Origin of the sequence: Algoriphagus limi (genome assembly GCF_024919275.1) — a bacterium.
Classification (GTDB): Bacteria; Bacteroidota; Bacteroidia; order Cytophagales; family Cyclobacteriaceae; genus Algoriphagus; species Algoriphagus limi.
In genome coordinates, this window is record NZ_JANWGH010000003.1 from 61,749 (window position 1) to 86,242 (window position 24,494).

Sequence of the window (24,494 nt, forward strand, 5' to 3'; positions counted from 1 at the left end):
GTATGAGTATTCAGTCTTTTTTTGAACCAGTTGCCGAATTTCTTTGGCAGAAAAAATATCCCGATAACTCCTTCTTTAAACAGATTCATTGGTATGGAGAGGAATTTCCCGATTTAAAGGGGATTCAAATTGCTTTGGTAGGATTGAAGGAAACTAGAGGAGTCAAGCAATCCAAGAGCGCCGAGCGTGGAGCTTCAGAGATTCGAGAAAAACTTTATTCCCTTAAAAGAGGAATTGGTCCCTATAGAGTGGCAGATTTGGGGGATTTGATTCCTGGAGAGAATCTCCAGGAAACCTATGAGCGAATTCAGAAAGTCGGGGATTTCTTGATGAAAAAACAAATTCTGCCGATTTATCTGGGAGGAACTCATGACTTGGATATTGGACAATATTTGTCCTATGAGAAAATGAAAAAGCTGGTCAGCCTTCTGACAGTGGATGCGAAACTTGATATGGAAGAAGACGGTCCCATGGCTGATAAGCATACTCAGGAGATCATCCTCCATCAACCTAATTTTCTTTTCACTTATTCCCATTTGGCCTATCAAAGCTATTTGGTAGACCCGACTTTAATTAATGTGATTGAGAAGTTGTATTTCGACCATATGCGACTGGGAATGGTTCGAAAGGAGTTTAAGGAAATTGAGCCCATAATTCGTAATGCGGATTTATTGAGTTTCGATCTTTCGGCAGTGCAGTCATCTGATGCTCCAGGTGTACTTGAAGCGAATCCGTTCGGTTTGACTGCTGAGGAAGCTTGTCAGATTTGTTGGTTTGCTGGGATGAATGAGAAATTGAGCTCATTCGGACTTTATGGATATGAGCCATACTATGATGATGCACAGAATAAGACGGCTATGGTTGCTGCTGTAATGATTTGGTACTTTATCGAAGGGTTTTATTCTAGAAAGGACAGTTTATCATTTAAGAGCAGCGATTACATCAAGTACACGGTTTCCTTGGACACCAAGCCAAATACCTTGGTTTTTTATAAAAGTAAGCGAAGCGGGAAATGGTGGATGGAAATCCCCCATGGCGATAAGGACCATTTTGAGCGTGGCAGTTCCACCGTTCCTTGTAGCTATTCTGATTACCAAACTGCCCAAAAAGGAGAGATTCCTGAGCGCTGGATTAATGCCCAGATCAAGTTGCTCTAATGAATACTTACACTCGGCAACAACTTGCCCTTCGAAATGGTCAAGACAAACCCGAAGTTTGGATTGCATTTCGCGGGGTAATATATGATGTGACAGAATCGCGACTTTGGAAAACCGGAAAGCATTATGAGCATTGGGCCGGGCAAGACCTTACGGAGGAATTAAGCGATGCTCCCCATACAGAACAGGTTTTTGAGCGATTCAAACCTATAGGTAGATTGATTTGATATGATATTAATTGCTGATAGCGGTTCCAGTAAAACAGACTGGAGAGTAATCCATGCTAATGGGCAGATTTCCCAATTTCGTGGAGTAGGGTTTAATCCTTATTACCAGAGTTCAGAGCAAATGGCTTCTGAAATGAAGGTTGACTTTTTATTGAACCTCCAGGATGAAATTCGAGAAATCCACTATTATGGTGCGGGTTGCTCGACTCCTGAACGCAAAGCTGAAGTTGCAAAGGCTTTATCCACTGTTTTCCCATCAGCATCAATCGAAGTTGATCATGACTTAGCCGCGGCAGCAAGAGCTACCTGTGGCCATTCTGCTGGGATAGCTTGTATTTTGGGCACTGGATCGAATAGTTGTGATTATGATGGAGAAAAAATCATCGCCAATAGGCCAGCACCTGGTTATATCTTAGGAGATGAAGGTGGAGGGGGATACATTGGCCAAAAACTCCTAAAGGACTTTATCAATGAAGATATGCCTCAGGAAATACGGAAGGATCTCATAGATGAATTTCAGTTGACTCAGGCCATTATTCAAGAAAACATTTATAGAAAACCTTTTCCAAATCGGTACATGGCAAGTTTTTGCCGCTTCATTTCTGAGCATAAAAGTCATCCTTATTGTTACAGACTTTTTTACGATTCATTTATGGAATTCTTCGAAATGCATGTATTCCGGTATCCTGATTTTCATAAGAAGCCAGTGAACTTCGTAGGTTCTATTGCATATTACAATTCCGATATCCTTCGTAAAGCCGCTATGGATAAAGGTCTTCATGTTAAATTAATTCTAGAAAGCCCAATCGCGGGCTTGACACTTTACCACCAAGAAATGCTATGAAGGTAACAGAAACCAGTTCCCTATATGACAATTTGGAGCAAATGTCCATCAAGGATTTACTCCGAAATATTAATCAGGAAGACCATAAGGTAGCCGAAGCAGTCAAATTGGTGATTCCAAAGATTACTGCTTTGGTGGAAAAGATTGTTCCTAGAATGAAAGAAGGGGGGAGGCTTTTTTATATAGGTGCAGGAACGTCTGGAAGGCTAGGTATTTTGGACGCTTCTGAATGTCCTCCTACCTATGGGGTTCCTCACGATTGGGTGATTGGATTAATAGCAGGGGGAGATGCGGCAATTCGGAAAGCAGTAGAAAATGCCGAAGATGACCCAAATCAAGCATGGAGGGATATTCAGGAATATGGTTTCAACGAGTTGGATACCGTGATTGGAATCGCTGCTTCCGGTACTACACCCTATGTTATTGGAGGAGTTAGGACTGCCAAGGAAAAAGGATTGTTGACAGGATGTATCACCTGTAATCCTGATTCACCTTTGAGTAAAGAAGTGGAGTATCCTATTGAAGTGATCGTAGGGCCCGAATTTGTGACGGGAAGTACCCGTATGAAAGCTGGAACTGCGCAGAAGTTGGTTCTGAATATGATTTCTACCACAACGATGATTAAGTTGGGAAGAGTAAAAGGCAATAAGATGGTTGATATGCAGCTTTCCAATGCGAAGCTAGTGGAGCGTGGGACACGGATGATTATGGAGGCAACAGGCTTAGATGCTCAAGAAGCGAAAGAATTATTATTGAAAGAAGGGTCTGTTAGAAAAGCTACTCAGGCTTTTTATCAGGGAAAGAAATAATTCTTTAGAACAAAATTGATAAAAAGCCTGTATCTTTGCAGGCTCTTTAAGCGGTTGAATTTCAATTGCTTATTTTAAAATTTAATTACAGCAGTGATGCTGCATACTTATGAGAAAAAACAATTCAAGAAAGCCTTTTTTCAATCAAGAAAAGCAAGGTAAAAAAGAAGAGAGATCACAGGATTTCTCAGGATTTGAATCCAAAAAAAGATCCTTTGGCTCCTCTGAAAAGAAAAGTGGTCCAAAAGGAGGAAAATTCGAAAAGAAAGGTGGGAACCCTGCATTCAAAAACAAATTTGAAGACGAGGGTAAACCAAAATTTTCAAAAGACTCTAAACCGGGTAAACGATTTTTTGGAGAAGAAGAATCCGGTAAAGGAAGACCTCAACCGAAGGAATCCAAGTCTTCGGGGCGAGTTTATTTGGGAAGGGGAAAAGATCAAAAGCCTATTTATGGCGATAAATCCGAAGGTTTTTCTGGAAATAAACCTACTAAAAAGGGCTTCGGCAAGAACAGACCTTCTAGAATCCAAAATCAGGATTTGATTCGTCCTGAATATCAATTTGAAAATGTTCCAAAAGGCAAGAAGAACCAAGATCAAGATGAAATTCGTCTGAACAAATACATTGCGAATTCTGGAATCTGTTCAAGAAGGGAAGCTGATGAATTGATCGCACAAGGTCTTGTTTCCGTGAATGGCAAGGTGGTGACCGAATTGGGATTGAAAGTCCATCGAAATGATCGTGTCGTTTACAATGGGAAAAGAATAAATCCTGAGAAGCCAGTTTATTTGCTTTTGAATAAGCCCAAGGATTTCATCACCACGACTGAAGATCCCATGGAGCGAAAGACCGTCATGAATCTCGTGGAGAATGCCTGTGAGGAGCGAATTTTCCCAGTAGGAAGATTGGATCGGAACACCACAGGTCTGTTATTATTTACCAATGACGGAGAACTGGCAGCAAAGCTTTCTCATCCTTCGAATGAGATCAAGAAGATCTATCAAGTGACATTGGATAAGCCTTTGACTAAAAATGATGAAGAGGCGATTCGCGAAGGACTTACGCTAGAGGATGGCCCTGCCAACGTTGATGATTTGCAGGTACTTTCTCTGGATAGAAAGATTTTGGGATTGGAAATCCACATTGGTAGAAACCGTATCGTAAGGAGAATATTTGCTCACTTAGGTTATGATGTGACTGCTCTAGATCGAGTACTATATGCAGGCTTGGATAAGAAAGATCTCAAACGCGGACATTATCGCTTCCTTAGCGAAAAGGAAGTCATGCGATTGAAATATTTCACCTAATAAAAAAGCTCCTGAAAAGGAGCTTTTTTTTTTAATAGATTATTAAAATTTGAATCATTAATTAGACAGCCTGTATACTTTTTCCAGTAGTAATCGATACGTATATAGCTTTAGCAAAATCTTTTTAATGCTTGAATCAAGTCTTTTTTTGTCATGATTCTCGCCCCAGTTCGTGTCTCCACGAACTGGAATTCATCTTTGTCGTTTTACGTGAGTGGAGACACTCACGTCGGCGATATAATGGATTATTAAAATTTGAATCATTAATTAGACAGCCTGTATACTTTTTCCTGTAGTAATCGATGCGGATGAAGCTTTAGCAAAATCCTTTTAACGCTTGAATCAGATCTTTTTTTGTCATGATTCCGGCTTTTCTCCAAAGGATTTTTCCTCTTTTAAAAAGTACATAATGAGGAATGGATCGTATTCCAAATTGCTGGGAAAGCTGAGGGTATTGATCTACATTCAATTTGAGTAATTTGATTTTCCCTCCCAATTCATCCAATGCCATATCCAAAACGGGATTCATGGTTTGACAAGGGCCGCACCAGTCTGCATAAAAATCCACCAAAATGGCATCTTGACTTTTTTGGATCAGTTCTTTTGGGTTTTTCTTTGGCATGGTTGAAATAAAAAAGCCGGCTCCTGAATAACAAGAACCGGCTAAAATTAAGTTTCAATTTCGATTAGTTTCCAGCTGGAGGAGTAGGTAATTGGATACCTAACTTAGCCAAAACCAACTCAGTAAATTTATCTTCTTCTTTAGTGTAAAGCAAGATTGGTGCTTGACCTGCAGTTTCTGCGAAAACGTGTGTGTAGTTGTTTTCAGCAGCTACCGCATTGATAGCGTTGATTACTTTAGTCTGAACTGGCTCAAGCAATTCTTGTAATTTTCTCTGGTAGGAGATTTCAGCATCTTGCTGATACTTTTGAACATCCTCTTGAAGTTTTGTCAATTCTGCTTCTTTGGCTGCACGTGCATCGTCAGTCATAGTAGGAGCAGCTTGCTGGTAAGACTGCACCTGACGCTGAAAATCAGCAACTTTTGTTTGGATATTAGTTTGAAGCTGAGTTTGGTAATCTTGAAGATCAGCTCCGATTTGTTCCATTTCTGGCATCAAATCCATGATAAACTCAACATTGGTATACCCAATTTTCAATTCTTGTGCCTGAGCGGCAAATCCTACGCAAAGCAGAGCAATTGCAGAAAGGATAACTTTTACTTTCATCATTTGTGTTTTATTTAATTGTTGTCTTCAATTCCCAATTCATCCAAGACAAATTCTGAATAATCATGCCTTGGATCGGTATAAATAATGCCCGAAGGTACGGAAGCTTTGTCAAATAATACAGCCAAGTTATTTTTTCGAGAAACTCGCTCGATGGCATCGTATATTTTTGACTGCAAAGGCTGCAGAAGTTCGGCCTGCTTTTGGAAATACTGACCGTTAATTCCAAATATTCGACTGTTGAATTCCTGAGATTGCTTTTCTTTTTCCCGGATTTCACCAAGTCGCTTTTGGTACATTTCTTCTGTCAGGAGGACTTCTTCCGCCTTCAGCTGCACATACATTTCTTTTATCTCAGCGTCCAAATCCTGTGCCTCTTTCTTCCAGGCATTGCTTAGCTTTTCAAGCTCTTGTTGTACGGTTTTATAGTCCGGATGTTTATTCAGAATATATTCCGAATCAATATATCCGAATTTTTGAGCTGTTAACTGACTGGAAATCAGAGTAAAGCCAAATAAAAGCGCTATGGTTAGAAATCTTTTCATGTTCAAGTCATTTTAAGGAGCTTGGATAAAACGAATTCAAGGCTCCGAAAATTTTGACATAAATTAACCAATACACGCCATTTTCCTACTATCTGAATTGCTGTCCGATGGTAAAGTGGAACTGTGGACCACTTCTTCGGGTCTGTCCAGGAATTGCATCAAATCCATATCCCCAGTCAACTCCAAGCAAACCAAAGGCTGGCATGAAGATTCTAGCACCAAAACCAGCTGATTTTTTCAAATCATACGGGTTAAATTCTTTATAGGATCCCCAGTTGTTTCCGGCTTCAGCAAATCCAAGCACGAAGATGGTTGCAGAAGGATTTGGAGAAACTAGGAATCGTAATTCCATCACATACTTATTATAGACTATACCACCGTAAGGATCTGGATTTTCAGTTCCTCGGGTATCTCTACCTGGAGTGATGGATTGGTTTTCGTAGCCTCTCAAACCGATGATTTCTTGACCTAAAGCAAAGTTGTTGAAGGTCATACCATCACCACCCATTACGAAACGCTCCAAAGGAATTATTCCGATTCGGTCTCCGTAGGAGCCCAAGAAGCCCATATGTGCTCGAGCACTAGCTACTAGCTTGTTTGACCCAAATAGTGGAGTGTAAATACTCGCATCAAACATCCACTTGTGGTATTCCAACCACTTGTATTTTTCCTCATCCGGAGACTCCGCATCTATATTTTTATTCAAAGATGTATAAGGTGGAGTCAATGCTGTAGACAACATAATGTTGGATCCAAAACGAGGATAGATCGGGTTGTCTACGTTATTTCTAGCAATCGTATTATTGAATGTAATACTGTTGGATCGACCTGTTGGATAGCTTAGACCGAAGGAAGTTCCGAATCGGTCAAACTCATAAACTTGGAACTGTAATGAATTCGAAATGCTGAAATAGTCATCTGGCCAAGTCACCCTTCTTGCCAAACCTATGGTCGCTCCGGTGATTTTGAAGAAACCTAATTCGTTTCCAAAGTTGGCAGAGTTAAAGAAGTCTACCTGTCGCTGTACAGAGTGGTTAAAGCTAATGCTCAGAGCGTTTGGTTTTCTTCCGCCAAACCAAGGTTCAGTAAGGGAAACTGAATAGTTCTGGAATGTTCGCCCGTTTGCTTGTACACGTAAGGATAGTTTTTGACCATCACCTACTGGAAGGGGATCCCACTTGTCGAAATTACCGATGTTTTTGATGGAGAAGTTGTTGAATACAAGTCCAACTGTACCTACGAAGCCGTAGAATCCACCCCAACCACCGGAGAGTTCAATCTGGTCATTTGGTCTTTCTTCCAGCTCAAAAGTGATATCTACGGTAGCTGCCTCAAAGTTTGGTCTAAGGTCCGGATTGATCTTTTCCGGGTCAAAATAACCCAATTGGGAGAGTTCTCGGATGGTTCGAACCAACAAGGCTCTGTTGAATTTCTGCCCAGGTAGAATCCGGATTTCCCGCATCACCACGTGGTCAGAAGTCCGCTCATTACCTTTAATGTTGACCGAATTCACAGTAACCTGTGGTCCTTCGAAAATCCGCATTTCCAGATCAATGGAGTCTCCGACTACATTAACTTCTACCGGTTGGATATTGAAGAAAAGGTATCCATCATCTTGGTAAAGGGAGCTGACATCATCCCCTTTTTGAGGGTCATAATTCAAACGCTTATCCAAGCGTTCTTTATCGTAAACATCACCTTTTTGAATGCCTAATTTGGCTCTCAATACCTCATCTGGATGGATGAAGTTTCCTGTAAATTCAATGTTTCGATAGTAATATTTTCTGCCTTCCTCTAGCTCCAAATCAATATTGATCTCATCTTTTCCATAAGCATAAACCGAATCCGATACAATTTTTGCATCCCGGAATCCTTTTGTTTGGTAGAAGTTGATCACATTGTCTTTGTCGTTTCGATATTCCTTCGGAATGTATTTGGAGCCGGCAAAGAAGTTCAGTTTGAAATTTTTATTGATATACGTTTTTACATCCTCTCTTGAAGCAGAGTCTGTATATCGAATCGTGTTGGCGAAATCAGAAGCAGAAGCATCTGTCATTCGTGAATAAAGGTCTCTGAAAACACTCACCCGAGCATGTTCCTTGGTCTTTTTCAGCTTCCCTTTTACTTTGGAATCAGCAATTTCCTCATTTCCGAAAATGCGGATTTCATTGATTTTTACCTTGCTTTTTGGATCTACATCAAATCGAAGCAATACACTATTAGGCAAAGTGGTGTCACGGACCTGATTGACCTTTACTTCAGTGTTCAAGTAGCCTTTGTCCACAAAATATTTTTGAATATTTCGTTCTGCGGTATTCAATACATCTTCACGGACTACTCGTCCTCGGATATTGATTTTATCCCGGAGTTCACTTTCCTGAGTTTTGTTGATTCCGGTAAATTCCACTCTTGAGAATCGAGGTCTTTCGGTCAGTTCCAAAAGCAAATAGATGTCTTCACCTTCGATTTTGGTAACCAAAATTTTCACATCACCAATGATGCCTTGATTCCACAGTTTCTTCAATGCATTGGAAATGGCATCACCTGGAACTTCAATCCGGTCATCGACTTTGATACCTGCAAGAGAAATAATGGCGTTTTCATCCAGTGTTGAAAGCCCTACTGCCTTGATTTCGGCCACTCGAAAAGTCTGGGGTTTGGAATAATTTAATTCCAAAATATCAACTGGCTTGGCTGTGGCAAAGCGAGATTGTCCCAGTCGAATCTGTGACATCGCCGTACTTGCCCAAATCAGACAAAACAGAATCAGTAAACTTCTTTTCATCAAAACTTAAGATTTAATCTGCTCACCAGTTTTACCAAATCTACGCTCTCTTTGTTGATAGTCTAGAATGGCTGCGACTAGGTGTTCTCTTCTGAAATCCGGCCATAGCACAGGAGTAAAATGCAACTCCGTGTAGGCCAATTGCCAAAGCAGAAAATTGCTTATACGAAACTCTCCGCTAGTCCGAATCATTAATTCCGGATCCGGGATACCGGCAGTTTCTAAATGGTCGGCAACTACCTGTTGGTTGATGTCTTCCACTTGCAATTTTCCTTCAGAGATTTTTTGAGCAATGCGCTTGGTCGCTTGGGTAATTTCCCACTGTCCGCTATAACTCAAAGCCAAGATTACAGTAAGTCCATCATTTTGGGCTGTAGTTCTTTTGGCTTCCATGAGTTTATCGTAGGCAGCAGGTGGAAGGCTATCTAGGTCTCCGATACTTTCCAGACGAATATTGTTTTTCATCATCATGGGAACTTCATCGGTGATGGTCTTGACTAGAAGCTCCATCAAACCATTGATTTCTTCCTGAGGGCGGGACCAGTTTTCGGTAGAAAATGAAAAGAGGGTAAGGTACTTTACACCTAAGTTTTCAGCACCTTCAATGGCGTCTTTTACTGCTTGGATGGCATTTCGGTGACCGAAGATCCGCATGGCGCCTTTTTTCTTCGCCCAGCGGCCGTTACCGTCCATGATGATTGCAATATGTTTTGGGATTCGCTTTAGGTCTAAAACTTCCTTCATTACTTCCGATCCGGGTGCCTTCAATTTTGGAGGTACAAAAATGCTATTTCTTTTCCAATAATTTAGCCTAAGTATCAAATAATTAATAGGCGTAGCATTTTGTACTCTGGATCGTATAGCTCAAGCTGACTCCCAAAAAATAGTACCAATCCTTGTCATAGGGGTTTCCAAAGTTTATCCCAAAAGGAATATCGGGATTTGCTGGATCTTGAAAACGGGGGATCGGAGGTGTGCTTCCGTCAATCTTATCGATATAGTCCGTAAATGTGGCTCGTATACCTGCTTCAACTTGTAAAGTCCATCGATCATTCAATCGATACTTGATGCCACCGCCAAAAGGGATGATTACCGAGCCAAGATTGTAGCGTTCTGAAGGATTGTATGCAAAGGTATTTCCCTTCATAAAGAAATGGGAATAGCCGATTCCAAAGAATGCATAAGGTGACCAGAAGAATTCAGAATCATTTCTCAGGAAATCCAGGAAATTAAATTCCATTATCGCAGTTCCTTCTAAAACTCCTCCTCTAAATCTAGCATCCCGACGCTGTGCAGGTAAATCCAAAGGTCGAACACTATCGGTTGCCCGAAGCGTCCCAGCGGTAATTCCTACCCTAAGTGACCAGACATTGTCAAAATTTCTCTTGCCAAACAACGTGCCGTGAAGACCCAAATGGTCCAGGTCAATATTCCGTAGGATATCTCCAGTGTATGCCGTAGTACCCAATCCACCCCCGACTTCATATTTCTGAGCATGAGCTTGGGAAAAAATCCCCATCCCAAAAATCCAGAAAAAGAATAGGAAGGAAGAAATCTGAAAATTGACCTTTTTCAAGACGATGCAAGTTATGAAGTACCTAACGTTTAAAAAACGCCGTTTCGTATCTACAGGGTTAATCTTTGTTAAGCTGTTTTTCAAGATTTATTTGAACTGGAAATCAATTTCTCATGTCAAATCCCCAATTCAATTTATGCCTTAAGGTATCAAAAAAATCGTAATTGGGGAGCTTGACAAGTTTAGCGAAGAATTTTTCCTTTCTGATTTTAAATTTCATTTCTGAAGAAACAGAGGTGGATCTTGAGTCAAGTGATATCAAAAATCGCTCTGCTCTTCCTTCTATTTCAAAACTGATTTCACTTTCATCCGAAACGATAATGGGACGAACATTCAAATTATGTGGGCTAACAGGAGTGATAACAAAGTTCTTGGCTGAAGGTGAAATCAAAGGCCCCCCGCAGCTAAGGGAATATCCGGTAGATCCCGTTGGAGTTGCTACAATTAATCCATCCGCCCAATAACTATTCAGATAGCGCCCATCAATGTAGGTATGGACTGTAATCATGGAAGAGGTGTCTCGTTTGTGAATGGTGAATTCATTCAATCCGAAATTCAATCCATCAAACAATCTCCTTTTGGTCTTAAGAGAAACCAAACTTCGGTTTTCGATTTGAAAATTTTCGGTAGCTAAATGCTCTACAGCCTCACTGATTTTGTCGGTGGAAACAGTAGCCAAAAAGCCCAAACGGCCAGTATTTAATCCCAAAATCGGCGTTTCTAATTCTCCAACCTGACAGACAGAATCCAGCAATGTCCCATCGCCGCCTATTGAAATCAGAAACTTCATGGCTTTCATGTCTTTGGGATTTTCCAAAACTTCAAACTTCAGTCCGGTCTTGCCATGCATTCGCAGATTTCGATCAAATTGCTGAGTCACAAAGATTTCGAAACCGTGATTTTCTAAGGATTTAAATAGAGCCCGTACGTCTTTTAAGAATTCATGCTTCAATGACAGGCCATGCAGCGCGATTTTCATACGCTAAATATCTAAAAATCTCAGCAAGTTACCGATTCGGTCTTCTTCACTGCTGATTTGAGTCTCTTCTTGGTAATGATCTAGAATTTTGTAGCCGAAGCGCTCCAAGGTGGCTTTGATATATCGCAACTCAGGCTTGTCGAGCTTGAGCGTCAATTTGATTTTGTTTTCATCCAGTGGGTCACTGCTGATGAAAGAACTCAAAATCTTGGTGTTTTCGGTTTCTGCCAAGCGGGCGATTTCGGCAAGGCTGTAATCCGTCATATTCATTGACAAGACCAAAACAGATCCTTGCGATTGTATAGAGAGACTGTCAGCAATCGCCGCAATCGCATCTTCCATAGTGACTACTCCCATATAAGCCATTTCTCGATCCAATACTGCTACGATGTTTGAATCCTGCTCAGAGCTGACTCTCAGCACATCATAAATATGCTGATCTGAATAAACCCAGCATGCTGGCATGTCTAAGGAAATTTCTTCCACTGTTGCCTCAGGATTATTTAAATCGAAGATGGTTTCCTCACTTAAAAAACCAAGGAATTTCCCCTTATCCACTACAGGCAGAAAATTGGTACGAATCTCCTGCATCCAACTCAAAGCCATCTTAGCTTGATCGCTCAGCTTAAGTGGTGGAATGAGATTATTGATGAATTCGTAGGCCTGCATGAATGAAAGATAGGAAATGATTTGAAATGTTAAAACGTCCAAGAGCCTATTCTTGTTCCCTTGACCGAAATTCTGAGTTGATTAAAACAACCAATTATTAAGGATTCCTAGCAAAATTCCGCCCAAAATGATCCAAGGAGAGGAGATTTTGGTGAATTGTAAAAGAGAATAAGCTCCCAGAATCATGAGAATATTCAAAAAGTTGGCTTCTAGGGGTTCAAAAAGAAGATAGGCAGCTGCAATCAGCATTCCGCAAGAAACTGCGTTGATTCCCTCCAAGGCAGCCCGAACAGGTCGATATTTCTTTAATTGATCCCAAAATCGAATCACAAAGAATATCATGAAAATCCCGGGAAGAAAGATTCCTGCCGCAGCAATTAAGCCTCCTGTTAAGAATCCGATTAGCCCATATTCCCGCATGGAAAGAGCTCCCACAAAAGAGGAGATACTAAAGGTGGGGCCAGGGATTCCCTGAGAAATTGCATATCCAGTCAAAAATTCTTCTGAAGAAAGGAAGTTTTTGAAATCTACAAATTCGGCATAGAGGTAGGGAACTAAAACTTGTCCTCCACCAAAAATCAAACTTCCGTTCCGGTAGAAATTCTCAAAAAGCAATACGGGTTGATATCTGGTCAACGCACCCAAAACAGCTGCAATAACCAAAACACCTCCCCATAAATAAAAATTTGCCCATTGAATGCGCAAGGGCTCATCCTGTTCCAGTTTCGGTTGTTTTTTATACTTGATAGAAGTGCTCAATCCGCCGATTACCAAGAGCACAGGGAAGACAAATGGTGAACTGTAGAAAAATGCCACAAAAGTGGAAATCAATACCAAGACCATAGCTTCTGTGGTTTGAACCATTTTACTGATGGTTTTTTGCGCAGCAAAAATGATAAAGCCAATAGCCATTGGTTGAATGAATTTGGCGAAGTTGAGGGCATCCGGGCTGGTTTCTTGCAAGAAGAAAATTAGGGCTGCTGCCGCAGTCATAATCAGCGTTGCTGGAATGATCCAAACCAATAAAGCTAAATAGGCTAGATTAGGTCCTCCCACTCGGAATCCGATAGCAGATATCAATTGAGTGGAGGATGGACCGGGGAGCATGTTGCAGAGAGCATTGAGCTCCCAAAGTTCATCTTCGGTGATGTAGTTTCGAACCTTCACCATACGCTCCAGAAGCATGGCTAAAAATGCCTGAGGTCCACCAAAGGCAGTAAGAGAAAGGGCCAGAATGTCCTTCAGAAATAAGTAGTATCTGACCCTTTTTATTGACATCGCTTATTTTCTCAGTCCCAATTCACGAAGTCGCTCTTCCAAGAATTCTCCTGCTGTTGCATCTGTAAACTGCTTTGGATTTTCAGCGCTGATGCAGCTTTCCAAACAGGTCAAATCCATTTCTGAACGTGGATGCATGAAGAACGGAATAGAAAAACGGCTAGTATTCATCAATTCTCGCGGTGGATTGACTACGCGGTGAATGGTGGATTTCAGTTTTTTATTTGTCAATCGCTCCAACATATCACCTACATTCACTACCAATTGATCAGGTAGTGCAGTGATTGGGATCCATTTTCCGTCTTTTCTAAGTACCTGCAAACCATCAGCACTTGCTCCCATCAATAAGGTTATCAAGTTGATATCTCCATGCTCGGCGGCACGTACTGCATCCTCAGGAACCTCCTCAGGGTTTTGGATTGGGAAGTAGTGAATTTGGCGGAGGATGGAATTTCCATAGGCAACTTTATCCTCAAAGTAATCCTGAGGCAGATCCAAACTTATGGCAATGGCCTGCAACATGGATTTTCCAGCTTTTTCCAGGGTTTGGTAAGCTTCGATTGCTACCTCTTTGAACTCAGGAACTTCTTCCGGCCAAACATTCTCCGGATATTCCTTTTTCACAGAATCTTCGTCAGCAATAAAAGACAGTTCCTGTCCTACATGGTAGAATTCCTTCAAATCACCGGTATTTCTACCCTTTGCATGCTCTTTTCCTTTCCCTGTGTAACCTCTTTGATAACCAATTTCTGGTCTTTCATATTTTGCTTTTACTTCATCAGGAAGAGCAAAATACTTCTTGATGGCAGCATAAAGTCTATCCTGCAAGTCTTGGCTAAGTCCGTGGTTTTTGATCGCCACAAAACCAATGTTTTCGTAGGCTTCGCTCAATTTCTTGACAAAAGCCGCTTTCTGTTCGGGAGTCCCCGAGGTGAAATCCGCCAAGTCTAAGCTTGGAATTTCATCGAAAAGGATGGACATATTTTAGTTGATTTAGATGATAATGAGCACAAATTTTGCCCAAAAATAATACCTTTAGTTTCAAATCCCTCACCATGAAAAAAAACCTCTTTGCACTTTCCATATTGGGCTTTGCATTATTTTCTTGTTCTGAAAATCGCAAGAAAATCAACGAGCAAGTTGTTGGACCAGCCCAAATTGATTCAGCTACGGTAGTCAGCACCAGCCCAAATGTAGCCTTTTTTCAATATGATGAGTTGCCGGATTATCCGGACGCTGTTTTGGAATTGTTCACTCCATTGGGTAATCAGGTCTTCAAGCCGGGAAAAGTCCCTTTTGAGTTCAATATCAAGAATTACCCTTTTGAGGAAGAAGCTTCGAATCAATTTAAGCTTTTTATGGTATTGAATAATAATGATCCTATTGGATATCGAAGTCCAATCTTTCAGCAGGAGTTAGAAGAAGGAACTTATCGGGTTGTTGCTTTTTTGGTAGACGAGGCGGGATTTGCCTTGAAGAATTTCGGGAATTACGTAGACCGTGATTTTCAGGTGGGGGATTCTCGACCCTTTCCTTATTCTGCTGAGCCGTATTTGGCTGTGAATTATCCAAGAAACCAAGAATTGATTGAGGAGGGGGAAGAATTGGTGGTGGACTTTTTGGTATTGGGTGGAGATATGAAACTCGACGATCTTCAAGTGAAAATCGAAGTAGGTGATTATCATTATGAGATTGATCATATGGCACCCGTTCGGGTGGATAATCTCCCCTCAGGTGAATACCAAGTAAAAATTTCCCTTTTAAGAAAAGACGGAACTGAGCTGGAAGGACCATTCTCTTCGGTTTCTAAGACGGTCCTTGTCCGATAAGTCCTTATCTTTGTGCCTCAAAAATTCCAAAAGTATTCATGCTATTAGTTAATCATATTCGTGATCAATTTGATGTGGTTTTGGCCGGCTTGCAAAAGCGGAATTTTCCGGATGCATTGGCGGTATTGAATCAGGTGCTTGCACTCGATGATCAACGAAAAACTACTCAAACCCAACGGGATCAGCTTCAGGCTGAATCCAACAGTATTTCCAAGGAAATTGGAATGCTCATGAAGTCTGGAAAACGAGAAGAAGCAGAGCAAATCAAAGCCCGAACTGCTCAACTCAAGCAGGAAATCAAGGACTTGGATGATCAAAATTCCAAAGCTGAGGAAGAGTTAAAAGCCCTTCTATATACGATTCCGAATATTCCTCATTCTTCTGTTCCTGCAGGGAAATCTGCAGAAGACAATGAAGTTGTTTTGGAGCATGGTGTTATCCCAAACCTTGGTGAGGATAAATTGCCGCATTGGGAGCTGATCAAAAAATATGACATCATTGACTTTGATCTAGGGGTGAAAATCACCGGAGCAGGCTTCCCTGTCTACAAAGGAAAGGGAGCAAGATTGCAGCGAGCTTTGATCAATTTCTTCTTAGATGAAGCCTTGAAAGCTGGGTTTTTGGAAGTACAGCCGCCGATTTTGGTAAATGAAGACTCAGGGTATGGAACAGGCCAACTTCCGGATAAGGAAGGGCAAATGTATCATGCTACTGCTGATAATTTATACCTGATTCCAACGGCGGAAGTCCCTATTACCAATTTGTATCGGGATGTGATTCTTTCGGAGGAGGATTTACCGATTCGAAATGTAGGCTATACGCCATGTTTCCGTCGGGAAGCCGGAAGTTGGGGTGCGCATGTGCGGGGTTTGAATCGATTGCACCAATTCGACAAAGTAGAAATCGTACAAATCACGCATCCCGATAAATCCTACGAGGCTTTGGAAGAGATGAGTTCCTATGTACAGGGATTATTGCAAAAGCTCGAGCTCCCATATCGAGTGCTTCGACTTTGTGGAGGAGATATGGGCTTTACTTCTGCTTTGACTTACGATATGGAAGTATTCTCAGCGGCTCAGGAGCGATGGTTGGAGGTGAGTTCTGTTTCCAATTTTGAAACTTACCAAACCAATCGTCTAAAATTGCGATTCAGAGGCGAGGATAAGAAAACCCAATTGGCTCACTCGCTGAATGGATCAGCTTTGGCTCTTCCACGAATTGTAGCTGCTATTTTGGAAAATAACCAAGGACCGGGTGGTATTCAAATGCCAAAAGTCTTGCACCCATATTTGGGATTTGATAAGATCTAATTGACGAATTGGGCTAGTAGCACATTTTAATTTAAAACCACATAGTAACATAAATAGCATAGTAGATATTGGCTGGAAATAAGAGGGTTAAGCGTTAGTTTTCGGTCAAGAGCGGATATCAAAAAGTTATGTACCCTATGATTCTATGTGGTGAAAAAAACCACATAGCAACATAGAAAACAGAGTTGATTAGGGCTGGGATTGAGCGGTCTCCCTTTAACCATTTCAAACAATGAAAAATATCCTTGTTCTCTTTTTTCTGATCCTTATCTCAGGTAGTGTTTTGGCCCAAGAGCAAACAGATCGGGAATTGATTCAAGCTACGGTCAAAAATTATTTTGATGGGATGATTCAGCGAGACCGATCCAAATTGGAAGAGGCTTTTTTGCCGGAGGCGAGATTGATAGGATATAGAGGAGAAAACCTGACTATCACGGATTTTGAAACTTGGGCAGAAGGAACTGCCAAGGGAGAACCCCGAGACCCGGCTGCCTATAAAAATGAAATCATATCCATCCGAGTACAAGGGAATACTGCTTCTGTCGAAACAGAGTTGTATTGGCCAGGAATCTATTATTATGATTTTCTTACACTTATTAAGGTAGAAGGCAAGTGGAAGATTGTACACAAAAGCTGGTACGAGCGAAAACTTTAAACTTTAGCTTACATTTATTAAGTAAAACTCTCCCGCAGATACTTAGCAGTATAATTTCCTTCTTCTTTTGCCAAATCTTCTGGGGTCCCTGCATAGGTCAAATGCCCTCCTTTGTTTCCCCCTTCTGGACCCAAATCGATCACCCAATCGGCAGAACGGATCACTTCTGTGTTATGCTCAATGATAATTACCGAATGACCCTGATCGATCAATGCATTGATGCTGTGTAAGAGCTTGCTGATATCGTGGAAGTGAAGTCCAGTAGTCGGTTCGTCAAAAATAAAGAGCACCTGATCACCGGATTTGGTGCCGCCTTTTCCAAGGAATGAAGCTAATTTTACTCGTTGGGCCTCTCCTCCGGAAAGGGTATTGGAGCTTTGTCCCATCCCGATATAGCCTAATCCAACTTCCTGCAAAGGCTGAAGCCGATTGATTATTTGGGTTTTTCCCTGAAAGAATTCCATCGCTTCGTCTATGGTCATTCCCAAGACTTCGGAGATATCCTTGTCCTTGTATTTGACATCGAGGATTTCATTCTTGAAGCGTTTTCCCTTGCAGGATTCACAGGTTAGGTGGATATCTGCCATAAATTGCATTTCCACAGTAATCGTTCCTTCCCCCTGACAAGCTTCACATCGGCCTCCGTCTACATTGAAAGAGAAAAATGCAGGTTTGTATCCTCGTTGCTTAGAAAGTGGCTGATCTGCAAAAAGTGCCCGAATGGCATCGTATGCCTTGACATAGGTGACAGGATTGGATCTGGATGATTTTCCAATCGGATTTTGATCCACAAATTCCACTTGGGTAATCCGCTTGTAATCCCCTTCAATTCGGTCGTATTTTCCACTCTCATCAATGACGGTTCCGAGCATTTTGCCTAAAGCAGGATAAAGGACTTTTTTGATCAGCGTAGATTTTCCAGAACCGGAAACGCCTGTCACGACGGTTAAGGTGTTTAGCGGGAATTGTACGGTGAGATTTTTCAAATTATTCTCTCGAGCCCCTTTGACGATAATGGAGTCTTTCCACTTTCGGTTGCCATTCTTTTTCCAGATTTGCTCTTCACCACGAAGGTATTTGGCAGTATGCGTTTGGGCCGAGGCCATCAAATCCTGAATCGATCCTTGGAACAATAATTCCCCGCCATGTACTCCTGCATCCGGTCCGATGTCGATGATTTGATCGGCAGCTTTCATGACTTTTTCCTCATGCTCCACCACAATAACGGTATTTCCCATATCCCGAAGAGACTTGAGTACTCCTACCAATCGATCCGTGTCCCGAGGGTGCAAACCAATACTCGGTTCGTCCAAAATGTACATGGAGCCAACCAATGCGGAACCTAGCGAAGTTGCCAGTTTGATACGTTGATACTCCCCCCCGGAAAGGGTAGAGGTCAATCGATTCAGCGTCAAATATCCAAGTCCAACCTGATCCATAAATTCCAATCGACTGACAATTTCCTTTAGTAGTCGGTTGGCTACTTTGGTCTCATGATCATTCAGTTTCAGATTTTGGAAAAATTCCAACGCCTCATCTATAGGCATCAAAACCAAGTCCGTAATTGACTTCCCATTGATTTTGACATAAGATGCATCCTTTCGCAAGCGAGTGCCTCGACATTCCGGACAGGTAGTTCGGCCACGGAATCGGGAGAGCATCACCCGATATTGGATTTTATGGGTTTTGGTTTCAAGCTCCTTGAAAAATTCATTCAAGCCACGAAAATAGGAATTTCCTGTCCAGAGCAATTCCTGCTCCTTTTCTGTCAGTTCATTATAAGGCCGATGAATTGGGAAATCGAATTCGATTCCCTTTTTCAATAGTGGTTCCACCCAGGAGCGTGAAGTCTCTCCCCTCCAAGGAGCGATCGCTCCCTCGTAAACGGAAAGTTCTTTGTCAGGAATCACCAAGTCAGGATCAATTCCTAGGACACTTCCAAAACCTTCGCAGCGCTTGCAGGCTCCATAAGGATTATTGAAAGAGAAGAAGTTGACCGAGGGAAGCTCAAAACTCATCCCATCTAATTCAAATCGGTCGGAAAATTCACGGGTTTCTTGGTCTGGGATTGTGATTTTACAATCTCCATGTCCTTCGAAAAGAGCCGTTTGTACCGAGTCAGCAATACGGAACTGATTGTCCTCATCGTTTTTTCTCACAGAGGCTCGGTCGATCAGGATTTCATAATTTCCCTTTGGGATTTTTTTCTCCTCCAAAAGATCTTCCACGAAATAGGCCTCCCCATCAATCAAGATTCGGGTATAGCCTTTTTGTAAAAGTAATTCCAGCTCCTGTTCGATTTTCCTTCCCTTGGCTACTTGAAGCGGACAGGAAATCATGACCTTGGAACCTTCCTCAAAGGATAAAATAAAGTCCACAATATCCGTGACGGTATGGTGCTTGACTTCATTTCCTGAGATGGGCGAGAAGGTCTTTCCCACCCGGGCAAAAAGTAATTTCAGGTAGTCATAAATCTCGGTAGTCGTACCAACTGTGGAGCGCGGATTTTTGGTAGTGACTTTTTGTTGGATTGCTATGGCTGGAGCTACTCCCTTGATGTATTCGACCTCGGGTTTTTCCATTCTTCCGAGAAACTGACGGGCATAGCTACTCAAGCTTTCCACGTACATGCGCTGGCCTTCTGCAAAGAGGGTGTCAAATGCAAGAGAAGATTTACCCGAACCAGAAAGTCCTGTGATAACCACAAAGTTGTTTCTCGGTATTGCAACGCTCAGGTTTTTCAAGTTATTGACCCGGGCGTTTTTGATAATGATGAATTTCTTTGGATCGAGAGATTCGAGGTCTTTTGTATCAGTCAAGGTACTCAAAGTCATAGCTGGCAAAGTTAATCATCTAACCCTAGAAGTCATGCGAAAGTTTGATACACTGTATTCGCATTGCAAGTAATAAATACTAAACAATCTTAATTCGTTTCCGTCACTGCGAGACCTGCAGGGCGAAGTAGTCTCCCAGATTTAGAGGTAACTTTCAAGAGATTGCTTAGTTGTCGTTCCTCCTCCTCGCAATGACGGCCAACTTTGACTTTCCTCAAAACTCCCACCTTGTAAACACCCCAAAGTTTTGGGCAGTCTGCCTTTCTGTACCGTATGCATCCCAATTAGCGCCGATTCCAAATCCGAGTGGCCCTTTTTTCAATCCCACATTGTTTACCACTTACTAATATCCATTCGTGGGTGAAGATATTCAAGGCGGCAAAGACAAGTCAAATAAAAGCTCCAAAGGAGCGTAATATATGTAGCCCGGGGTTTTAACCCCGGGTTATATTGCAAATAATATTCCTGCGCTGGCCAAGCATTTTTGAATTGGAAATGTGGCTTGTTGCCAGCAAGATGGAGATGAAGCTATGGTAAAATAAGGGAAAGTTATGCTAGATATCGAATTTTGGTGTTTGGATAAGAATTAAAAAGTAAACGGTACGATTTACGGATTACCGATTACTATTTACAAGGAAACCCTCCAATCTTCCCACTTTCCAACTTTTATCCTTTTCTTCGCAACATGGATTTTCAATTTTTCATCGATGGACTGTCCGAAGGCCTTAAAGCCATGACTTGGCTAGAAGGGATAGCTGTATTTTTTGGGATTGCTTCGGTTTTTTATTCCATGCGGGAAAATATTTTGGTGTATCCGACTGGCCTAGTTTCCACCCTGATTTATGTATGGATTTGCCTTCAGTACAAGCTCTATGCGGACATGGGAATCAATGCCTATTATTTCAGCATGTCCATCTATGGTTGGTATGTGTGGACTCATCCTAAAGAAGATCAGCAGGTCCTGCCTGTCACTTGGCTCAAACCTTCAGGCTGGGTTACTTCTGCTTTGATTTTTGTGGCTTCCTATGGGATTCTTTCTTTTGTACTCAGCAATTTTACAGATTCAGACGTGCCTTATTGGGATTCATTCACCACTTCCTCTGCTTTTGTGGGGATGTGGCTGATGGCAAGAAAAAAAGTAGAAAACTGGATTTTTTGGATCATAACTGATTTGGTTTCTGTGCCTCTTTATTTTTACAAAGGGCTGATTTTAACGTCTTTTCAGTTTTTATTCTTTACCGTTTTGGCAATTATGGGCTTATTTGCCTGGGTCAAATCAGCTAAACACTATGCCGAATCCTAAACGCGTACTCATTTTAGGACCGGAGTCCACTGGGAAAAGTACCTTGGCCTCTGATTTGGCGGTTCATTATGATGAGCCTTGGGTGCCGGAATTTGCGCGGGAATATCTCGATATGTTGGATCGGGAATATGAATTTGGAGACCTTTTGAGAATTGGGAAAGGTCAAATGGCTTTAGAGGATGAAAAAGCACAGACAGCCCAAAAGCTACTTTTTTGTGATACGGACTTGCGGGTGATACAAGTCTGGTCTCAGCATAAATTCGGAGAAGTTCATTCTTGGATTTTGGAGGAATTGGAAAAACGTGCCTATGATTTGATTTTGCTGACAGATATTGATTTGCCTTGGGAGCCTGATCCTTTACGGGAGCATCCCGAACCTGAAATGCGGGAATATTTTTTGAATTGGTATGCAGATATCGCAGCGAAAAGTGGTTTTCCTTGGGAAAAAATCAGTGGATCGCGTAGTCAACGCCTGGAAAAATCCATAGATTTAATCCAAACCCACCTCTTCAATTAATTCACTATGACCGCACGATTTCTTCTCGCGTTTTTGTTTTTGGGACTTTTTTCTTGCGAAAAAGCCGAACAAAAACCTCAAAAACCCAATATTGTCCTGATTCTTGCCGATGATTTGGGATATGGAGAAGTAGGATTCAATGGTCAAAAACTGATCAAAACACCAAATATGGATGCTTTGGCAGCGAGCGGAAGGATTTTCACTAATCATTATACTGCGGCTCCAGTTTGCGCACCGGCGAGAGGGATGATTTTGACAGGTTTGCACAGTGGGCATGCTTACATTCGGGGCAATGATGAGTGGCGGGAGAGAGGAGAAGTTTGGGATTATGCCAAAGCTGCGGAAGATCCAAATTTGGAAGGGCAACGACCACTGCCAGCTGAGACTTTGACAATTGCCAAAGTACTTCAGCAAAATGGATATAAAACTGGAATTGTAGGAAAATGGGGTTTAGGAGCTCCTTTGAGTGAAGGAATCCCAAATAATCTGGGTTTCGATTACTTCTTTGGCTACAACTGTCAGCGGCAGGCTCATAATCTCTATCCGCCGCATTTGTGGGAGAATGAAACGAAGATTCCATTAAACAATGAGATTGTCGTTCCAGGGACGAAATTGGATGAAGGGGCAGACCCTGTGGATCCAGCTTCCTATGCTCGCTATCAGCAGCAAGAATATGCTCCTGAAGTGATGCATGAGAAGGCTTTGGCTTTTTTGGAGGAAAATTCAGATCAGCCTTTTTTCCTTTATTATGCTTCTCCATTACCGCATTTGCCATTGCAAGTTCCACAGGATTTGGTACAGAATTATGTGGAAGTTTTTGGGGAAGAAGCTCCTTATGATGGTTCGAAAGGTTACTTCCCAACCCGCTATCCACGGGCCACTTATGCAGCCATGATTACTTTATTGGACAAGCAAATTGGAGAACTTCGCCAGAAGGTAGAGGAATTGGGGCAGACTGAAAATACCATCTTTATCCTAACAAGCGACAATGGTCCTACCTACACGGGAGGAGTGGATTTTGACTTTTTTGAAAGCTCTCAACCTTTCAGTAATGGTTATGGGCGAACCAAAGGCTTTGTCTATGAAGGTGGAATTCGGGTTCCTATGGTGGTTAATTGGCCTGGAAAAGTTGAGTCCGGTTCTCATTCCGATCATATTTCTGCCTTTTATGATCTTTTTCCAACTCTCTGTGATTTGATTGGAGTTGATACTCCTGAAAATCTTGATGGGATGAGTTTTTTGCCTGCGATATTGGGAGAGGAACAAAAGTCCCATGAATTTCTGTATTGGGAATTTCCTGAATATAGAGGGCAGCAGGCTGTTCGGATGGGAAATTGGAAGGCTGTTCGTCAAAAGTTGAAGGAAGGAATTGTCAAAACAGAGTTGTATGACCTATCAGTTGATCCTTTGGAGGAAAATGATCTAGCAGAAAGTTACCCTGAGATCGTTGTCCAGCTGGAGGAAATCATGAGTAAGGAGCATGAGGAATCTGTTATTGATCGTTTTAAATTTGAAGCGCTAGGTGATCAACTCAGTGCTGATTCAGGGAATTAATCGAGAGAAGTATAGATTTACTTTTTCTCAAAAATCAGCGTATCTCCATCCGAGGGGATATGGCCTTTCTTATCCAAAATTCCCTCCATCAATAAATTGGCGATGGAAACGCCCTCTTCATCCACTGTCACCCAAAGGAAATGATCCATTGACCTTCCTAGTGAATTGTTCTGTACGCCTCCGGTGGTAGCCAAATTGATATAGTCCATCCCATTTCGCTCAAGGTATCGGAATGTGTGGGTGTGCCCATTGAAAACGGTATAATTTCTTCCCTCCAGTGCTTGCTCCAATTTGAAAAATCGCTCATTTTCTGGATTTTCCCACATGGGCTTATGCATCATTAAAAAAGTCCATTTTACATCTGGGTTTTTCTGTAGCACTTCCAAAAAGTAATTCATCTGATCTTCACTGATGTTTCCAAAACTTCTCTCCGGTAAGTTGTCGTATTCGGTTTGAGCATAAGCTTCCCGACCTTGTTCATCCAAGACCCTTATTCCCTCATTTCTGATTTTTTCAATCTCATCATTTCGCTCTTTTCCATGGTCTTCACTGTCCAGAATTAGGAAAAGGGTGTTTTTATAGATGAAGTGGTAGTAGTTTTTCCCATATCGCTCCTTCCAAATCCCCTGAGCAAAATTTCCTGTCAAGTCATGATTCCCTCCGGTGTAAAAAACAGGGGCTTTGGCAGCCTCTGTGCGGGCATCAAAAGAATCCCATTGCTGATCCCAACTTACAGAATCCGGCGCTCCACCTTCTATCAAGTCCCCTACATTGACTATCAATTCTGGCCTCATCAGATTCAGTTGAGCGATAGCAACCTCATAGATTCTCGGTCTTTCACCACCCGTTAAATCACTATGCACAGCGAAAGAGAATTTCTCCGAATCATTGTCAAATGTCTCTTTAGTCCAAGGTGTATTTCCCGAATCGATATCATGGGTGAAAATTGGGGGAGTAGTGTTTTCTTTTTCCTTACATGAGATAAATGGGTTTAACCCAAGTGTTAGCAGAAAAAGGAAAATTGGGCCGAAATTGGAAAATGACTTTTTCATAGGGAGGGTAGGAAGGTGGGATATTTACAAAAT

Annotated in this window: 23 protein-coding genes; 11 read left to right on the forward strand and 12 right to left on the reverse strand. The window is 41.8% G+C overall.

Annotated features, from left to right (window positions below):
* Positions 1 to 2: 2 nt before the first annotated feature.
* From NY014_RS12485 to NY014_RS12505, 5 genes are all read left to right on the forward strand, one after another.
* The gene (locus tag NY014_RS12485) at positions 3 to 1,157 is read left to right on the forward strand and encodes a formimidoylglutamase (protein WP_259414923.1); all 1,155 of its coding nucleotides are present in this window, start codon (positions 3 to 5) and stop codon (positions 1,155 to 1,157) included.
* Positions 1,157 to 1,384, forward strand: coding sequence for a cytochrome b5 domain-containing protein (locus NY014_RS12490; RefSeq protein ID WP_259414924.1), 228 nt, complete (start codon positions 1,157 to 1,159; stop codon positions 1,382 to 1,384). Before NY014_RS12485 ends, NY014_RS12490 begins: the two co-directional genes overlap by 1 nt.
* A gap of 1 nt (position 1,385) precedes the next feature.
* The gene (locus tag NY014_RS12495) at positions 1,386 to 2,228 is read left to right on the forward strand and encodes an N-acetylglucosamine kinase (RefSeq protein ID WP_259414925.1); all 843 of its coding nucleotides are present in this window, start codon (positions 1,386 to 1,388) and stop codon (positions 2,226 to 2,228) included.
* The gene (murQ, locus tag NY014_RS12500; RefSeq protein ID WP_259414926.1) at positions 2,225 to 3,037 is read left to right on the forward strand and encodes an N-acetylmuramic acid 6-phosphate etherase; all 813 of its coding nucleotides are present in this window, start codon (positions 2,225 to 2,227) and stop codon (positions 3,035 to 3,037) included. The genes NY014_RS12495 and murQ overlap by 4 nt, the downstream gene beginning before the upstream one ends.
* A 109-nt stretch (positions 3,038 to 3,146) precedes the next feature.
* On the forward strand, positions 3,147 to 4,346 hold the full coding sequence (locus NY014_RS12505) for a pseudouridine synthase (protein ID WP_259414927.1): 1,200 nt from the start codon (positions 3,147 to 3,149) through the stop codon (positions 4,344 to 4,346).
* 316 nt (positions 4,347 to 4,662) lie between these two features.
* Here the strand turns inward: NY014_RS12505 and trxA are convergent, their stop codons facing one another.
* The 10 genes from trxA to NY014_RS12555 form a co-directional block, all read right to left on the reverse strand.
* Positions 4,663 to 4,968 (reverse strand): thioredoxin, encoded by a 306-nt coding sequence (gene trxA, locus NY014_RS12510; RefSeq protein ID WP_259414928.1) that lies wholly within the window; start codon positions 4,966 to 4,968, stop codon positions 4,663 to 4,665.
* Between the two features lie 64 nt (positions 4,969 to 5,032).
* On the reverse strand, positions 5,033 to 5,578 hold the full coding sequence (locus tag NY014_RS12515) for an OmpH/Skp family outer membrane protein (protein ID WP_135076357.1): 546 nt from the start codon (positions 5,576 to 5,578) through the stop codon (positions 5,033 to 5,035).
* 11 nt (positions 5,579 to 5,589) lie between these two features.
* Entirely contained in the window at positions 5,590 to 6,120 is a 531-nt protein-coding gene (locus NY014_RS12520) for an OmpH/Skp family outer membrane protein (protein WP_259414929.1), read from the reverse strand.
* Between the two features lie 88 nt (positions 6,121 to 6,208).
* On the reverse strand, positions 6,209 to 8,905 hold the full coding sequence (locus tag NY014_RS12525; RefSeq protein ID WP_259414930.1) for a BamA/OMP85 family outer membrane protein: 2,697 nt from the start codon (positions 8,903 to 8,905) through the stop codon (positions 6,209 to 6,211).
* Positions 8,906 to 8,911: 6 nt separating this feature from the next.
* Complete coding sequence (gene uppS, locus NY014_RS12530; protein WP_259414931.1) at positions 8,912 to 9,649, reverse strand: undecaprenyl pyrophosphate synthase; 738 nt, start codon at positions 9,647 to 9,649, stop codon at positions 8,912 to 8,914.
* A gap of 82 nt (positions 9,650 to 9,731) precedes the next feature.
* A complete protein-coding gene (gene porG / locus NY014_RS12535; protein ID WP_259414932.1) occupies positions 9,732 to 10,481 on the reverse strand; it encodes a type IX secretion system protein PorG in 750 nt (249 codons plus the stop codon).
* Between the two features lie 103 nt (positions 10,482 to 10,584).
* Entirely contained in the window at positions 10,585 to 11,460 is an 876-nt protein-coding gene (locus tag NY014_RS12540; protein ID WP_259414933.1) for an NAD kinase, read from the reverse strand.
* A 3-nt stretch (positions 11,461 to 11,463) separates the two neighbouring features.
* Positions 11,464 to 12,129 carry a CBS domain-containing protein gene (locus NY014_RS12545; protein ID WP_259414934.1) on the reverse strand — a complete coding sequence of 222 codons (666 nt, stop codon included), beginning with the start codon at positions 12,127 to 12,129 and terminating at the stop codon, positions 11,464 to 11,466.
* An 81-nt stretch (positions 12,130 to 12,210) separates the two neighbouring features.
* The gene (gene chrA, locus NY014_RS12550; protein WP_259414935.1) at positions 12,211 to 13,407 is read right to left on the reverse strand and encodes a chromate efflux transporter; all 1,197 of its coding nucleotides are present in this window, start codon (positions 13,405 to 13,407) and stop codon (positions 12,211 to 12,213) included.
* A 3-nt stretch (positions 13,408 to 13,410) separates the two neighbouring features.
* The gene (locus tag NY014_RS12555) at positions 13,411 to 14,388 is read right to left on the reverse strand and encodes an isopenicillin N synthase family dioxygenase (RefSeq protein WP_259414936.1); all 978 of its coding nucleotides are present in this window, start codon (positions 14,386 to 14,388) and stop codon (positions 13,411 to 13,413) included.
* Between the two features lie 74 nt (positions 14,389 to 14,462).
* Here NY014_RS12555 and NY014_RS12560 point away from each other — a divergent pair, with 74 nt between their 5' ends.
* From NY014_RS12560 to NY014_RS12570, 3 genes are all read left to right on the forward strand, one after another.
* Positions 14,463 to 15,236, forward strand: a complete 774-nt coding sequence (locus tag NY014_RS12560; protein ID WP_259414937.1) for a hypothetical protein — start codon at positions 14,463 to 14,465, stop codon at positions 15,234 to 15,236.
* 38 nt (positions 15,237 to 15,274) lie between these two features.
* The gene (gene serS, locus NY014_RS12565) at positions 15,275 to 16,546 is read left to right on the forward strand and encodes a serine--tRNA ligase (protein ID WP_259414938.1); all 1,272 of its coding nucleotides are present in this window, start codon (positions 15,275 to 15,277) and stop codon (positions 16,544 to 16,546) included.
* Between the two features lie 232 nt (positions 16,547 to 16,778).
* Positions 16,779 to 17,201, forward strand: coding sequence for a nuclear transport factor 2 family protein (locus NY014_RS12570; RefSeq protein WP_259414939.1), 423 nt, complete (start codon positions 16,779 to 16,781; stop codon positions 17,199 to 17,201).
* A gap of 17 nt (positions 17,202 to 17,218) precedes the next feature.
* Here the strand turns inward: NY014_RS12570 and uvrA are convergent, their stop codons facing one another.
* Positions 17,219 to 20,035 (reverse strand): excinuclease ABC subunit UvrA, encoded by a 2,817-nt coding sequence (uvrA, locus tag NY014_RS12575; RefSeq protein WP_259414940.1) that lies wholly within the window; start codon positions 20,033 to 20,035, stop codon positions 17,219 to 17,221.
* A 685-nt stretch (positions 20,036 to 20,720) separates the two neighbouring features.
* Here uvrA and pnuC point away from each other — a divergent pair.
* Genes pnuC through NY014_RS12590 form a run of 3 tightly spaced genes read left to right on the forward strand, consistent with a single transcriptional unit; the run spans position 20,721 to position 23,409 of the window.
* Entirely contained in the window at positions 20,721 to 21,338 is a 618-nt protein-coding gene (gene pnuC / locus NY014_RS12580; RefSeq protein WP_259414941.1) for a nicotinamide riboside transporter PnuC, read from the forward strand.
* Positions 21,325 to 21,855 (forward strand): AAA family ATPase, encoded by a 531-nt coding sequence (locus NY014_RS12585; RefSeq protein WP_259414942.1) that lies wholly within the window; start codon positions 21,325 to 21,327, stop codon positions 21,853 to 21,855. Before pnuC ends, NY014_RS12585 begins: the two co-directional genes overlap by 14 nt.
* A 6-nt stretch (positions 21,856 to 21,861) precedes the next feature.
* The gene (locus tag NY014_RS12590; RefSeq protein WP_259414943.1) at positions 21,862 to 23,409 is read left to right on the forward strand and encodes an arylsulfatase; all 1,548 of its coding nucleotides are present in this window, start codon (positions 21,862 to 21,864) and stop codon (positions 23,407 to 23,409) included.
* Between the two features lie 17 nt (positions 23,410 to 23,426).
* Here NY014_RS12590 and NY014_RS12595 read toward each other — a convergent pair whose 3' ends face one another.
* Positions 23,427 to 24,461: a metallophosphoesterase family protein gene (locus NY014_RS12595; protein WP_259414944.1), complete on the reverse strand. Its 1,035-nt coding sequence runs from the start codon at positions 24,459 to 24,461 to the stop codon at positions 23,427 to 23,429.
* Between the last annotated feature and the right edge of the window lie 33 nt (positions 24,462 to 24,494).